Origin of the sequence: Mycobacterium sp. UM_11 (assembly GCF_001414075.1) — a bacterium.
In the GTDB taxonomy this organism is placed as follows: Bacteria; Actinomycetota; Actinomycetes; order Mycobacteriales; family Mycobacteriaceae; genus Mycobacterium.
The window spans coordinates 1-14,145 of sequence record NZ_LATC01000115.1 but is presented as its reverse complement, the minus strand read 5'-3'; the positions used below and the strand labels follow the sequence as shown (position 1 = coordinate 14,145).

The following is a 14,145-nucleotide window of genomic DNA, read 5'->3' as shown; positions in this document are numbered from 1 at the left end:
GTTGGTCGCGCCAGCCCCAGAACGTTTTCAGCAAATGATGTTGGCGGCAAAGACATTTCAGGTTCGACGGATGCGTCGCCCCACCCTCGCCGTAGGGGATCGTATGGTCGATGTCGCAGTCGACGGCCGGGCGACCACAGCCCGGCGCCCGGCAGGTCAGGTCCCGGCACCGCACGAAGTCGGCCAGCTTGGCCGAGGGAATGTAGCGTGGCTCGGCCTGCGCCGGAGCGCTCAGCGGCACCAGCTTGGCCGTGCGCGCCAGTTCGGCGATCACCTCGGCCGGCACGAGCCCCTCCACGCCGGGCAGCACACCCGGGGCCGCGCCGCGGCCACCGACCGTGGCCTGCTCGGCGACCACATGGATCACCACATTGCTCGCGGTGCGCCCACCGGCGTCGCAGCCCGGCGTCCCGCACTGACAACCCAACCGATCCGCACCGGCGGCCAGCGCGCCGAGCGCATCGGCCCGCCGCTGCCGCTGGGTGCGCGGATCGGCGCCACACACGCCGGCGGCCAACTCGTCGAGCCGCCGATCCAGGGCATGCCCGTCGGCGCCGAACACGCTGCCCGTCAGCCACGCCATCCCCGACTCATTGGCTTGCATGTCGACAAAGCGATCGTCGATCGCCTCCTTGGCCCGCCGCACCGCGTCGGCGTCCACCAGCGCCACCACCCGGTCGACCGCCGCGCCCAGCCCGCCGCGGGTCAGTGATGGCCGTCGCGACAGCAGCGCCGCGACTCGCGCGTCCACCCGCTCCAACACCCCAGGGTCGGTGACCAGGTCGGTGCGGAACACGATCGTCTGAAACGCCCGATAGTCGATGTCCCCGGCCTGGAACGCCTTGCCCACGTGCGGCAGCCGCTCGCGCATCGCCATCGCATACCGCAGATAGCTGTGCGCCATCGCCACACTGCAGCCCAACGCCGCGCCCACCTCCGCGGCCACCGCATCCCACGCGTCGGCCGCCCAGTCCGCCCGCTCCCCCGACTCCCGGCACCGGAGCACCAGCAAGTCCGCGACCGCGACCAAACGTTCCGCGGCCGCCCGCGCCTCCGCCCGCCCGGCGTCACGCATGCGGCCCAGCAAGACCGCCGACTCCGGCGCCGGAGGCGACGCTTGCCATCGTTCGAACATGTGTTCGATGCTACACGACGGGCCGGACAGGAACGCGCCACCATCCGACACCGGTCGGACTGTTTACACCGTCGGGGATCGGGTACGCACCCGGTGCGCCTCGGTCACGACGCGCCGTCGGGACCACTTCGGTTGAAACACACAGCTGGGCGTGCCAGCTCTCTGGGCCGGTCATCGCGAGCCTTCATCGCGCGGTGGCCGCCTGGGCGTGTTTCGTTTCTCCAGGTGAGGTGACGCATGGGCAGTACGGCAACTTGCCAGGCTCGGCACCCAAAACGTTTTCTTTTGCAACCTATTTCGCGCACTCATCGGCGACTCCAGTAACTGACCAGTCAGGAAGGAAACCAGATGTTGTTGTTAGGCAACGGCGGACGGCGCACAGGCGAGGCCGAACACCTCGCCGAGCGGGCGTTCTACAACGTCGCGCACGGTCGCTTCGAACGCTCGCTGTCCGGGCTGACGGCCATCGCGGCCGCGGTCACGACGGCGGAAATCTATTTCGAGCACTATAAGGCGAGCTTCGGCAACAAGTGGATGTGGAGCCCGATCGTGGTGACGCCACCCGTCGTGGTGGCCGGGATCGGCGGGGTGTTCTCGCGCCGCTGGGCCAAACTCTGGTTGCCGATCACGGCGGGCATCTACACCGCCAACGGCCTGCTGGGCGAATACCTGCACGCCCGGGGCGTGGCCCGCAAACCCGGCGGGTGGAAGAACGCGTCCTACAACGTGCCCATGGGCCCGCCGATCGTGGCGCCGGGGTTGATGTGCATGGTCGGGGCGATGGGACTGCTGGCCTCGATCCTGCGGCGCGAAAGGTTCCGGGGCTGAGCGCGATGGCCGACACCTCACGCCCCGATCACCTGCCCAACCTGCGCGCGGATCGCAAACCCCCGCACCCGTCCTGGCTGCCCAAGCAGCGCCGCGGTGTCACGCCCCAGATGATCGGGCGCTACCCGGATTACGACGTGCTGGAGACCACCGACACTTGGGACGCAGCCACCAAGAAGGTGGTGCTGGCCCGGCTGGAACCGCCGGGCCCACTGCGGTTCTTCACCGCCGAAGAGGAGCCGTGCCTGCGCGCGTTCTGCGACACGGCGCTGGCGCAGGACCGCGAACCCCGCGTGCCGGTGCCCGAGTCCGTCGACTCCAAGCTCGCCGACGGGCGGCTCGACGGTTACCAGTACGCCGACATGCCCGACGACCGCGACACGTGGCGGCTGGTGCTGCGCGGCCTCGACGAGACCGCCTCCAGCCGCTACGGCCAGGCATCGTTCGCCGACGCCGACCCCGAGACGCGCGAGGCGATCGTCGAGAAGTTCTCCCGGGCCGATCTGGACGGCGGTGCCTGGGCGCGCCTGAACGTCAAACGCGCATGGTCGGTGTGCATGCGAATGGTGTTGTCCGGCTTCTACTCCCACCCATGGGCCTGGAACGAGATCGGGTTCGGCGGGCCCGCCTACCCGCGCGGCTTCATGCGCCTCGGCGGCGCGACCGGGCCCGCCGCCGCACGCGAGCCTTTCGAGAGGCCGGGTGCCACGGACGAAGACCCGGTTCGCGTCGTTCAGCGCGGTGAGCTGTGATGGGCGATCGACTCCGCGGGCTGCTCAGGGGCGCGGTCGGACCGAAGGACAACGATTCGCGCTTCCTGCTCGACGTGCATTCGCGCGACCTGCCCGGCGAAAAGACCATGCGGCATTACGCCGACGACGACGAGGTTGATCTGGTGGTCGTCGGCGCGGGCGCCGGCGGATCGGTGCTCGCCCAACGGCTGGCGCGCGCGGGCTGGCGGGTGGTGATCCTCGAAGCGGGCCCGTTCTGGCATCCGGACGAGGACTGGGTCTCCGACGAGGCGGGCTCCCACGCCCTGTATTGGACGCAAAAGCGCATCATCGGCGGCGACGACCCAATCGAACTGGGCAAGAACAACTCCGGGCGGGGCGTGGGCGGTTCGATGGTCCATTACGCGGGCTACACCCCGCGCTTCCATCCCAGCGACCTGCAGACCTACACGCTCGACGGCGTGGGGGCGGATTGGCCGATCGACTACGAGGACATCCGCCCGCACTACGAGCGCATCGAGCTGGAGTTGCCGGTGGCCGGGCAGAACTGGCCCTGGGGCTATCCCCATCGGTATTCCTTCTCCCCCCATCCGATTTCGGGCGCCGCGGCCAAGCTTTGGCGGGGCGCCATGCAGCTCGGCATCGAGATGCGGGTCGGGCCCGTCGGCATTGTCAACGGCACCTTCGGTAATCGCCCGCACTGCATCTACCGCGGCTACTGCCTGCAGGGCTGCAAGGTCAACGCCAAGGCCAGCCCGTACGTCACGCACCTGCCGGATGCGCTGGCGCACTCCGTGGAGATCCGCGCCAACTGCATGGCCGCCCGGGTCGAGCTCGACGAGACCGGCGCCGCGCGCGGGGTGGTCTACTACGACGAGGCCGGCGGCACCGAACGGCTGCAACGGGCCAAGGTCGTCGCGATCGCCGGGTATTCCATCGAGACCCCGCGCCTGCTGCTCAACTCCGCCAGCGAGCGGTTCCCGAACGGTCTGGGCAACAACGACGATCAGGTCGGCCGCTACGTCATGGTGCAGGGTGCCACGCAGTCCGCGGGCCGATGGTCCGAAGAGGTCCGGATGTACAAGGCCCCTCCGCCGGAGGTGTCCTCGGAGCAGTTCTACGAGACCGACGCGTCGCGGGGGTTCGCCCGCGGCTTCGCCATCCAGACCGTGTCCCCGATGCCGATCGGCTGGGCCGAACACGTTCTCGCCGAAGGGCATTGGGGCCGGGCGTTGCGGGAGTACATGCGCGACTACAACCACTGGGCCACCATCGGCGTGCTGAACGAGCTGTTGCCGCAGCCGGACAACCGCGTCACCCTTGCCGACGAGACCGACCACTACGGCCTTCCGGTGGCCCGGTTCGACTACACGCTGTGCGACAACGACAAAGCCAACATGGCCTACTCCACCAAGGTGATCGGCGACATCCTGCACGCGGCCGGCGCCCAGGACGTGCTGACCATCGAGCGGTTCGCACACCTGATCGGCGGGGCCCGCATGGGCACCCGCCCGGACAACTCGGTGGTCGACGCCGATCACCGGGTGTGGGGCGTTCCCAACGTGTTCCTCGCCGACGGCTCGGTGTGCCCGACGCAGGGCTCGGCGAACCCCGCGTTGACCATCATGGCGTTGGCCTCGCGGCTGGCCGAACGGATGGCGAGCGGGAAGATCCGCAGCGACGCCCCGGCGAGGCGGCCCTCGGAGGCCGGGGTCCGTGGCTGACCGCACGATCGACGTCGAGGCGACCTACTCGCCCCGGGTGTTGCGCGAGTACGCGCTACTCGCCGACGGCGAGCGCGGCGCCCTGGTCGGCCCCCAGGGCGACGTCGCATGGATGTGCGCGCCGCGCTGGGATTCCGACGCCGTCTTCTCCAACCTCATCGGTGGTGGCGGGGTGTACGCGGTCACGCCGACCGACGTGCGGCACGTCTGGGGCGGCTATTACGAGCCGGGCAGCCTGATCTGGCGCAATCGCTGGATCACCCGCGACGGCATCGTGGAATGTCGTGAGGCGCTGGCCTTTCCGGGTGACCCGGATCGGGCGGTGCTGCTGCGCCGCCTGCAGGGCTGCCGCGGGACCGCCCGCGTGCGGGTGGCGCTGCAGCCGAGCGCGGGGTTCGGCCGGCACGGCCCCGGTGACCTGAGCGTCGACGACGGGGTATGGAGCGGGAAGTCGGGACGGTTGCGGTGGCGCTGGCTCGGCGGTTGCGACGCGCGTGCGGTCAAGGGCCAGGGCCGTGGCGAACTGCTCACCTGCGAGATCACCGTCGACGAGGGCAGTCAGCACGATTTGGTGCTGGAGCTTTCCGAGCGCGCGCTGCCCGAGCGGCCGCAGGATCCCGACATCGCTTGGGACGCAACGGAGGCCGCGTGGCACCGCAGCATGCCGGAGCTGAACTGCACCATCGCCCCCCGCGACGGGCGGCACTCCTACGCGGTGCTGCGCGGGCTGACCAGCAGTGGTGGCGGCATGGTCGCCGCCGCCACGATGAGCCTGCCCGAACGCGCGCACTCCAACCGGAACTACGACTACCGCTACGCGTGGATCCGGGACCAGGTCTACGCCGGCGTCGCCGCCGCGACCGTCGGGGCGACCGAATTGCTGGACGGGGCGGTCGGATTCGTAGGTGCCCGGTTGCTCGAACACGGCCCCGACCTCAAGCCCGCCTACACCGTCACCGGGGAGAGCGTGCCGGCCGAGGAAGCCCTCGACCTGCCCGGCTACCCGGGCGGCAGCGACAAGGTGGGCAACTGGGTGAACCAGCAATTCCAGCTCGATGTGTTCGGGGAGGCGCTGCAGCTGCTGGCCCGGGCGGGTGACGCCGGCCGGCTCGACCCGGAGGGTTGGCGGGCCGCGCAGACCGCGATCGGGGCGATCCAAAAGCGCTGGCGCGAACCGGATGCGGGCATCTGGGAGATCGACGACGAGCACTGGACGCAGTCACGCCTGGCGTGCGTGGCCGGGCTGCGCGCCATCGCGAAGGTGGCGGGCGGCGGCCACGAGGTGGCCGCCTGCGCCTCGCTGGCCGACGCCATCCTGGCCGAGACCGCGGCCACCGGCCTACACCCGCAGGGTGGTTACTGGCAACGCAGCCCGCGACTGGCCGGGGTCGACGCGTCGCTGCTGCTGGCGCCCGTGCGCGGCGCCGTGCCCGCCGACGACCCGCGCACCCGCGCCACCCTGGACGCCGTACGCACGCAACTCACCGACGACGGATTCGTGTACCGCTTCCGGCACGACGAGCGGGACCTGGGCGACGCCGAGGGCGCGTTTCTGCTCTGCGGATTCATGATGGCGCTCGCCGAACACCAACTGGGACACGCGCATTGCGCGATGCGTTGGTTCGAACGCAACCGCGCCGCCTGCGGGCCGCCCGGATTGTTCTGCGAGGAATACGACGTCCGGCAGCGCCAGCTGCGCGGCAACCTCCCCCAGGCGTTCGCGCACGCGCTGATGCTCGAATGCACGGCCACCCTCGCCGACGACGGCGTCCACCATGACTGATCGGAAAGGGGATTTGTAATGACGCAGACAGTGGTTATCACCGGGGCCAGCGCGGGAATCGGCCGCGCCACCGCCCAACTGTTCGGGCGGAGGGGGGCGAACGTCGCCCTGCTGGCCCGCGGGTTCGCCGGTCTCGACGGCGCCGCCCGCGACGTCGAATCCGGTGGCGGCAAGGCGCTGACCATCCCCACCGACGTGGCCGACCACGCGGCCGTCGTCGCCGCCGCCGAGGAGACCGAGTCCGCCTTCGGCCCCATCGACGTGTGGGTCAATGTCGCCTTCACCTCAGTGTTCGCGCCGTTCAGCGAGATCAGCGCCGAGGAGTTCAAACGCGTGACCGAGGTGTCCTATCTCGGCTACGTGCACGGCACCATGGCGGCGCTGGCCAAGATGCGCCCGCGCGACCGCGGCACCATCGTGCAGGTCGGCTCGGCGCTCAGCCAGCGGTCCATTCCGCTGCAGTCGGCCTACTGCGGCGCCAAGCACGCCATCAACGGGTTCACCGAATCGGTGCGCTGCGAGCTGCTGCACGAGGGTTCGAAGGTGCGGATCACCGTGGCCCAGATGCCCGCGGTCAACACCCCGCAGTTCTCCTGGGTGCTGTCCCGGCTGCCGCGCCACCCCCAGCCCGTGCCGCCGATCTATCAGCCCGAGGTGGCCGCCCGCGGCGTCCTGTACGCCGCCGATCATCCTGGGCGCAAACAGTATTGGGTCGGCGACAGCACCATGGTGACGTTGCTGGCGCAGAAGTTCGTCGCGCCGCTGCTGGACCGCTACCTGGGCCGCACCGGATACGACTCGCAGCAGACCGACCAGCCCGTCGGCGCGGGGCGGCCGCACAACCTGTGGCAGCCGCAAGACGAAGAGCCGGGCAGCGACCACGGCGCCCACGGCGGGTTCGACGCCAACTCCCACGCGCTGAGCCCGCAGCTGTGGGCGTCGCAGCACCCGGCCGTCAGCGGCGCAGGCGCGCTCGGCGCGGCCGGGCTGGGCGCGTGGCTCGCGGCGCGCCGGTGGACCCGATGAGCGTCGACGCGCGCATCGACGAGGTCAGCGCGCGGGTCTATGAAATACCCACCGACGCACCGGAAGCCGACGGCACGCTGTCCTGGTCGTCGACCACCCTGGTGCTGGCCGAGGTGGCGGCGGGCGGCCGGCACGGGATCGGCTACACCTACGCCGACGGCGCGTGCGCACCCCTGATCAATGGGCCGCTCGCCGGCGAGATCATCGGGCACGGCGCCCTCGACGTCCCCGGGCGGTGGCAGGCGATGGTGCGGGCGATGCGCAACAACGGGCGCCCCGGGCTGGTGTCGTGCGCGATCTCGGCCGTCGACACGGCGCTGTGGGACCTCAAGGGCAAGCTGCTGGGCCTGCCGGTGTGCCGGCTGCTCGGCATGGCGCACGACGCGGTGCCGATCTACGGCAGCGGCGGCTTCACCACCTATGACGAGCGCGCCACCCGGGCCCAGCTGGAGCGCTGGGTCGACGAGTGGAACATCCCGCGCGTCAAGGTCAAGATCGGCGAGTCATGGGGCTCCGACGAGCGCCGCGACCTCGATCGAATCGCCCTGTCGCGCAAGGTGATCGGACCGGACGTCGAACTGTACGTCGACGCCAACGGCGGTTACCGGCGCAAGCAGGCGATCCGGGTGGCCCACGCGATGGCCGACCACGACGTCACCTGGTTCGAGGAGCCGGTGTCCTCCGACGACCTCGCCGGGTTGCGGGAGTTGCGCGACCAGGTGACGCCGGACGTCGCCGCCGGCGAGTACGGCTACGACCTGGCCTACTTCAACCGGATGCTCGCCGCGGGCGCGGTCGACTGCCTGCAAATCGACGTGACGCGGTGCGGCGGCATCACCGACTGGCTGCGCGCCGCGGCCGTGGCGGCCGCCCACAACGTCGACGTGTCCGGGCACTGCGCGCCGAACCTGCACGCGCACGTGGCGTCCGCGATCCCCAACCTGCGGCACCTGGAGTACTTCCACGACCACCACCGCATCGAGCACATGCTGTTCGAGGGGGCCCTCGGCCCCGACGGCGGCGCGTTGCGGCCGGATCAATGCCGGCCCGGCCTGGGCCTCGAGTTCAAACACGCCGACGCCGAGCCGTACCGGAAAGCCTGATAAAAACCTGATAGGTGAATGGCTTCGCACAAAAGTGGGCATTGATACCCGTAGGACATAGTTACGCATCTGAAAGGCCACGCGCGATGACCGTGAACTTTGAAGATGAGGCCGTGCAGCGGCGCAACGGCGAGCCCACCCGCGACGCGAGCGCGTGCGACGCGCTCATGTCCGACGTCGTCGAAGACCACGGCCTCAACGCGGTCGACCTGGTGTTGGGCCTCGGCGATCCACAGAGCGTCGGCCGCTTCCGGTTCTTTCTCGCCGACCACCGCTGGGAGTGGTCGGACGCGGTCGCCCGGATGCACGGCTACCGGCCGGGGCAGGTCGAGCCCTCCACGGACCTGTTCCTGAAGCACAAGCACCCCGACGACCGCGAGCGCGTCGCCGCCGTCCTGGACCGGGTGCTGCGGGGCAAGCCGTTCAGCAGCCGGCACCGCATCGTCGACGCCGACGGGCACACCCACTGCGTCGTCGTCGCGGGCGACCGGATGGTCGACGACCAGGGCACCGTGATCGGCACGTCCGGGTTCTACGTCGACGTCACCGACTCGTTGCACGCCGACATCACCGACGTGCTGTCGGCGGTGGCCGACGCCCGCGCCCGGATCGAACAGGCGAAGGGCGTGCTGATGTCCGCGTACGGGATCACCGCGGAGCGGGCGTTCGACATCCTGGTGTGGCGTTCCCAGGAAACCAACCTGAAGGTGCGCGACCTCGCCAGCCGCTTCCTGGACGCGGTGGCCAGCACGGCGTCGGCGGAGACGCAGAGCGCGATCGACCGGGCGCTGCTGACCCTGGAATAACCGCAGTAGGGTCGGGCCAGTGGCGCACCTATTGGGAGCCGAGGCCATCCGCCTCGAATATCCGACCCAGCTGGTATTCGAATCGGTCACGCTGGGCGTGAACGACGGCGCGCGCATCGGGATCGTCGGGCGCAACGGCGACGGCAAGTCCAGCCTGCTGCGGCTGCTGACCGGCGAGCTGCGCCCGGATTCGGGCCGCGTGACCCGGCGCAGCGGTGTGCGGGTCGGCGCGCTGAGCCAGGCGGACACCCTGGACCCGGCCCACACGGTGGGCTGGACGCTGGTGGGCGACGCGGCCGAACACCAGTGGGCGGGCGACGCGCGGGTCCGCGACGTGGTCGGCGGCCTGGCGTCCGACATCGATTGGGACGCACGGATCTCCACGCTCAGCGGCGGCCAGCGCAGGCGGGTTCAGCTGGCCCGGCTGCTGGTGGGCGACTGGGACGTCATCGCGCTCGACGAGCCCACCAACCACCTGGACATCGAGGGCATCACCTGGCTGGCCGAGCATCTCCGCCAGCGCTGGGCCCGCAACACCGGCGGGCTGCTGCTGGTGACGCACGACCGCTGGTTCCTCGACGAGGTCGCCACCACGACGTGGGAGGTGCACGACGGGATCGTGGAGCCGTTCGAGGGCGGCTACGCGGCCTACGTGCTGCAGCGCGTCGAGCGCGACCGGCTGGCCGCCACGGCGGAGGCCAAGCGGCAGAACCTGATGCGCAAGGAGCTGGCCTGGCTGCGCCGCGGCGCGCCGGCGCGGACGTCGAAGCCGAAATTCCGCATCGAGGCGGCCAACCAGCTGATCGCGGACGTGCCGCCGCTGCGCAACACCGTCGAGCTGGCCAAGCTGGCGACGGCCCGGCTCGGCAAGGACGTCATCGACCTGCTGGACGTGTCGGTCGCCTTCGCGGGCCGCCCGGTGCTGCGCGACGTCGAGTGGCGGATCGCCCCGGGCGAACGGACCGGCATCGTCGGCGCCAACGGCGCTGGGAAGTCGACGCTGCTGGGGCTGATCGCGGGCAGCATCACCCCGGACACCGGGCGCGTCAAGCGCGGCAAGACGGTGCGGCTGGCCGTGCTCGACCAGCAGGGCGACGCCCTGGCCGGGCTCGCCGACGACCGCATCGCCGACGTGCTGGGACGGCTGCGCGGCGGGTACGAGGTCGAGGGCCGCGAGGTGACGCCGGCCCAGCTGCTCGAGCGGCTGGGGTTCGCCGGCGGCCAGCTCTCCGCCCGGATCGGCGAGCTCTCCGGCGGCCAGCGGCGACGGCTGCAGCTGATGCTCACGCTGCTGTCCGAGCCCAACGTGTTGCTCCTGGACGAGCCGACCAACGACGTCGACACCGACATGCTGACCGCCACCGAGGACCTGCTCGACTCGTGGCCGGGCACCCTGATCGTCGTCTCCCACGACCGCTACCTGCTGGAGCGGATCACCGACCAGCAGTACGCCATCCTCGACGGCCGGTTGCGGCACCTCCCCGGCGGGATCGACGAGTACCTGCGGCTGGCCGCCGAGCGCACCGCGGCGCCGGCGGCGAAGCGGGATTCGACTCCGGAACATGTCATGTCCGGGGCCCGGCGCCGGGCCGCGGAGAAGGAGCTGGCCGGCGTCGACCGCCAGCTCGCCCGCCTGGCCGACCGGATCGCCGACAAACACCACGAACTGGCAGGGCACGACCAGTCGGACCGCGTCGGCATCAACCGGCTCACCCAGGAATTGCGGGCGCTCGAGGACGAGGTCGCCTCGACGGAGAGCCGCTGGCTGGAGCTGTCGGAGGCGCTGGAATGAAACCGGTGACCTATCGGCCCGGCGAGGCCCTGCTGGCGCTGTACCGGCGGCGCGGCGCGGTGATCGACGCCGGGGTCGGCCGGCACGGCTACACCTACCTGCTGGGGGCCGAGGCGAACAAGTTCGTGTTCGCCAACGCCGACGCGTTCAGCTGGCGGTTGACATTTCAGAACCTCGCCATCGTCGACGGGCCCACCGCCCTGATCGTCAGCGACGGCGACGACCACCGGCGCCGGCGCAGCGTCGTGGCGCCCGGGTTGCGGCACCGGCAGATCCAGGACTACGTCGCCACGATGGTGGCCAACATCGACGCCGTGATCGATGGCTGGCGGCCCGGGCAGCGGCTGGACATCTACCGCGAGTGCCGTTCCGCGGTGCGGCGCAGCACCGCCGAAAGCCTGTTCGGGCCGCGCCTGGCCGCCCATTCGGACTTCCTGGGGCGCCAACTGCAGCCGCTGCTGGACCTGACTCACCAACTGCCGCAGGCTGTCGCGTTGCAGCAACGGCTCAACGCCCCGGCCTGGCGGCGGGCGGTGGCCGCCCGTCGACGCATCGACGACCTGATCGACGCCCAGATCGCCGCCGCGCGCGCCGAGCCCTCCCCCGACGACCACATGCTGACGATGCTGATCAACGGCCGCGGCGACGAGGGATATGCGTTGAGCGACAACGAGATCCGCGACGCCGTCATCTCGCTGATCACCGCCGGCTACGAGACCACCAGCGGCGCGCTGGCGTGGGCGATCTGCACGCTGCTGTCCCAGCCGGGCGCGTGGGACGCCGCCGCCGGCGAGGTGGCGCGCGTGCTCGACGGACGCCCCCCGGCCGCGGCCGACCTCACGGCGCTGACCTACCTCAACGGCGTCGTCCAGGAAACCCTGCGGCTGTACCCGCCCGGGGTGATCTCGGCGCGCCGGGTGATCCGCGACCTGTCCTTCGACGGCCACCGCATCCCGGTGGGCCGATTGCTGATCTTCAGCCCGTACGTCACGCATCGGCTCCCCGAAATCTGGCCGGAGCCAACGCAGTTCCGTCCGCAGCGGTGGGATTCCGACGCCCCGGGTTACCGCAAGCCCGCCCCCCACGAGTTCATCCCGTTCAGCGGCGGGCTGCACCGCTGCATCGGCGCGGCCATGGCCACCACCGAGATGACCGTCATGCTGGCCCGCCTGATCGCCCGGACCACGCTGCGCATGCCCGAGCAGCGGATCCGCGCGGCCAACCTTGCGGCGCTGTCCCCCAAGCCGGGGCTGACCGTCGACGTCGTTCGTCTTGGCGGCTCGCCATCATCGAGCTAGCGCCAGCGCAATAGCACCAGCTCGGAGCCGAACCCGGGCCCCAACGCGACCATCAGCCCCGGGCTGCCGCCCGGCGGCGGCTTGGCGATGGTGTCTCGCAGGATGTGCAGCACCGACGCCGAGGACAGGTTCGCGATCTCGCCCAGCGAGCGCCAGGTGAGCTCGAGGGCCTCCGGGGGCAGCTCGAGGCTGTTGCCGATCGCGGTGATGACCTTGGGGCCACCCGGGTGCGCCACCCAGGCGCCGATGTCGTCCTTCGTCAACCCGTGGGCGCCGAGGAGCCGGCTGACGTCGTCGGCCAGGTGGCGGTCGATGAGGTTCGTCAGCTCCGGCGACATCACCAGGTGCAGCCCGGTCGTATCGACGTTCCAGGCCATGATGTGCAGCGATTCGGGGTAGAGGCGGCTGCGCGAATCGACGATGTCGGGCCCGCTTGGGCTCAGCCGCTCGGCGCGGCGGTCGCCGACGGCGACCACGGCCGCGGCCCCGTCGCCGAACATGGCGGTGCCCACCAGGCCCGACACGGTCGGCTTGACCGACGGGAAGGTGAGCGAGCACAGCTCGACCGACACCAGGACCGCGACGCCGTCCGGCGCGCCGCGCAGATAGTCGTGCAGCCGGCCCACCCCCGCCGCGCCGGCCGCGCAGCCGAGCCCGAACAGCGGCACCCGGCGCACGTCCGGGCGCAGGGCCAGCCGTCCGGCGATGCGCGCGTCCAGCGACGGCACCGCCACGCCGGTGACCGTGGTGGTGGCGATCATGTCGATGTCCTGCGGCTGCAGGCCCGCCTCGTCGAGCGCGTCGAGCAACGCCCGGCACCCGAGTTCGACGGCGTGTTCGATGAAGACCTCGTTGGCCTCGCCGAAATCGGTGAGCGACGCGTAGCGCTCCAGCGGCAGGACCAGGTGGCGGCTGTTGACCTTGGCGGCGGCGTGCAGCCGCCGAACGATTTCCTCGTGCTCCTTCAGCGCGGGGAATTCGACGAGTTGGTCGGTGATTTCGGCCTGACTGTAGCGATGCGGCGGCAACGCCCCGAATACGCCCGCGATGACGCTCATGCCCAACCCTTTTGCTTACATCCCAGCTCACACGGGACTTTCGCTATTTCGGAAAGTCTAGGCGGTTCCCGGTGATCCGGCAAAAAGTCGCCGTATTCGACATGTGTCTTATTGCGTTGGCATTTCATCGTTTTGCGTCCTCGTCCTCGCCGGCGTTGAGCGCCATCGCGATCAAAGCTTCGGGACTCAACGAGTCGATCATGTCGGTGACCGGCTCGGCGCCAACGTCTTCCGGCCGGCCGGCGAGCAGCAGGAGTTTGTCGAGCAGGCCGGTTCGCCGCAGCTCCGCGATCGGGATCGTGCGCAGCGCCGACCACAGCTTCTCCTCGTCGGATTCGCCTCGGTCGCCGCGGAACAGCTGCTGGCGCAGATGCTCGGCCAGCTGGGCGGGAGAGGGATAGTCGAAGATCAGGGTCCGCGACAGCGCAAGCCCGGTCGCGGTGGTGAGCCGGTTGCGCAATTCGACGCCGGTGAGCGAATCGAAACCCAGATCGGCGAAGGCGCGATCGCGGTCGATGGCCCGGCCGTCCGGATGCCCCGACACGGCGGCCGCGTGCTCGCAGACCAGCTCGACCAGCCGCCGGCGCTGCTCACCCGGCTGCAGGGCGTGCAACTGTTCGGCCAGGTCGGGCGATCGGGTCGGCTTGGCGGGCAGCGCATCCCGCGCATTGCCGAGCCAGAACCGTTGGCGGACAAAGCCATACGTCGGCAGGTCGATTCGCCGCGCCCCCGAGCCGGCGAACACGGCCGGCCAATCGACGGCGACGCCCGCGGTGAACAGCCGGCCGGCCGCAGTCAGCAGCGACGCGACCTCGGGACCGTCCTTGGCCATGGTGACCACCGAGATCGGCAGTTCGGTGG

Annotated in this window: 12 protein-coding genes; 9 read left to right on the top strand and 3 right to left on the bottom strand. The window is 70.6% G+C overall.

Annotated features, from left to right (window positions below):
• The coding region (locus WU80_RS21375) for an HNH endonuclease signature motif containing protein (protein ID WP_055405662.1) at window positions 1-1,135 on the bottom strand (1,135 nt) is incomplete at its 3' end.
• Window positions 1,136-1,483: 348 nt separating this feature from the next.
• Here WU80_RS21375 and WU80_RS21370 point away from each other — a divergent pair.
• The 9 genes from WU80_RS21370 to WU80_RS21330 all read left to right on the top strand — a co-directional run bounded on the left by WU80_RS21370 (window position 1,484) and on the right by WU80_RS21330 (window position 12,226).
• Entirely contained in the window at window positions 1,484-1,963 is a 480-nt protein-coding gene (locus WU80_RS21370) for a hypothetical protein (protein WP_055405661.1), read from the top strand.
• A 5-nt stretch (window positions 1,964-1,968) separates the two neighbouring features.
• Window positions 1,969-2,715 (top strand): gluconate 2-dehydrogenase subunit 3 family protein, encoded by a 747-nt coding sequence (locus WU80_RS21365; RefSeq protein WP_055405660.1) that lies wholly within the window; start codon window positions 1,969-1,971, stop codon window positions 2,713-2,715.
• Window positions 2,715-4,418, top strand: coding sequence for a GMC family oxidoreductase (locus WU80_RS21360; RefSeq protein WP_055405835.1), 1,704 nt, complete (start codon window positions 2,715-2,717; stop codon window positions 4,416-4,418). Before WU80_RS21365 ends, WU80_RS21360 begins: the two co-directional genes overlap by 1 nt.
• Complete coding sequence (locus tag WU80_RS21355) at window positions 4,411-6,201, top strand: glycoside hydrolase family 15 protein (protein WP_055405359.1); 1,791 nt, start codon at window positions 4,411-4,413, stop codon at window positions 6,199-6,201. Before WU80_RS21360 ends, WU80_RS21355 begins: the two co-directional genes overlap by 8 nt.
• An 18-nt stretch (window positions 6,202-6,219) precedes the next feature.
• Window positions 6,220-7,227, top strand: coding sequence for an SDR family oxidoreductase (locus WU80_RS21350; RefSeq protein WP_055405358.1), 1,008 nt, complete (start codon window positions 6,220-6,222; stop codon window positions 7,225-7,227).
• A complete protein-coding gene (locus WU80_RS21345; protein ID WP_055405360.1) occupies window positions 7,224-8,330 on the top strand; it encodes an enolase C-terminal domain-like protein in 1,107 nt (368 codons plus the stop codon). Before WU80_RS21350 ends, WU80_RS21345 begins: the two co-directional genes overlap by 4 nt.
• A gap of 86 nt (window positions 8,331-8,416) precedes the next feature.
• Window positions 8,417-9,136, top strand: a complete 720-nt coding sequence (locus WU80_RS21340) for a PAS and ANTAR domain-containing protein (RefSeq protein WP_055405357.1) — start codon at window positions 8,417-8,419, stop codon at window positions 9,134-9,136.
• Window positions 9,137-9,155: 19 nt separating this feature from the next.
• On the top strand, window positions 9,156-10,928 hold the full coding sequence (locus WU80_RS21335; protein ID WP_055405356.1) for an ABC-F family ATP-binding cassette domain-containing protein: 1,773 nt from the start codon (window positions 9,156-9,158) through the stop codon (window positions 10,926-10,928).
• 5 nt (window positions 10,929-10,933) lie between these two features.
• A complete protein-coding gene (locus WU80_RS21330) occupies window positions 10,934-12,226 on the top strand; it encodes a cytochrome P450 (RefSeq protein WP_082459994.1) in 1,293 nt (430 codons plus the stop codon).
• Here the strand turns inward: WU80_RS21330 and WU80_RS21325 are convergent.
• The gene (locus tag WU80_RS21325) at window positions 12,223-13,284 is read right to left on the bottom strand and encodes a type III polyketide synthase (RefSeq protein WP_055405834.1); all 1,062 of its coding nucleotides are present in this window, start codon (window positions 13,282-13,284) and stop codon (window positions 12,223-12,225) included. The genes WU80_RS21330 and WU80_RS21325 overlap by 4 nt on opposite strands.
• A gap of 124 nt (window positions 13,285-13,408) precedes the next feature.
• The coding region (locus WU80_RS21320; RefSeq protein WP_231633883.1) for an acyl carrier protein at window positions 13,409-14,145 on the bottom strand (737 nt) is incomplete at its 5' end.

Coding starts and splice junctions, on each gene's coding strand:
- WU80_RS21370 (WP_055405661.1), top strand. CDS start 1,484: ATGTTGTTGTTAGGCAACGGCGGACGGCGCACAGGCGAGGCCGAACAC.
- WU80_RS21365 (WP_055405660.1), top strand. CDS start 1,969: ATGGCCGACACCTCACGCCCCGATCACCTGCCCAACCTGCGCGCGGAT.
- WU80_RS21360 (WP_055405835.1), top strand. CDS start 2,715: ATGGGCGATCGACTCCGCGGGCTGCTCAGGGGCGCGGTCGGACCGAAG.
- WU80_RS21350 (WP_055405358.1), top strand. CDS start 6,220: ATGACGCAGACAGTGGTTATCACCGGGGCCAGCGCGGGAATCGGCCGC.
- WU80_RS21345 (WP_055405360.1), top strand. CDS start 7,224: ATGAGCGTCGACGCGCGCATCGACGAGGTCAGCGCGCGGGTCTATGAA.
- WU80_RS21340 (WP_055405357.1), top strand. CDS start 8,417: ATGACCGTGAACTTTGAAGATGAGGCCGTGCAGCGGCGCAACGGCGAG.
- WU80_RS21325 (WP_055405834.1), bottom strand. CDS start 13,284: ATGAGCGTCATCGCGGGCGTATTCGGGGCGTTGCCGCCGCATCGCTAC.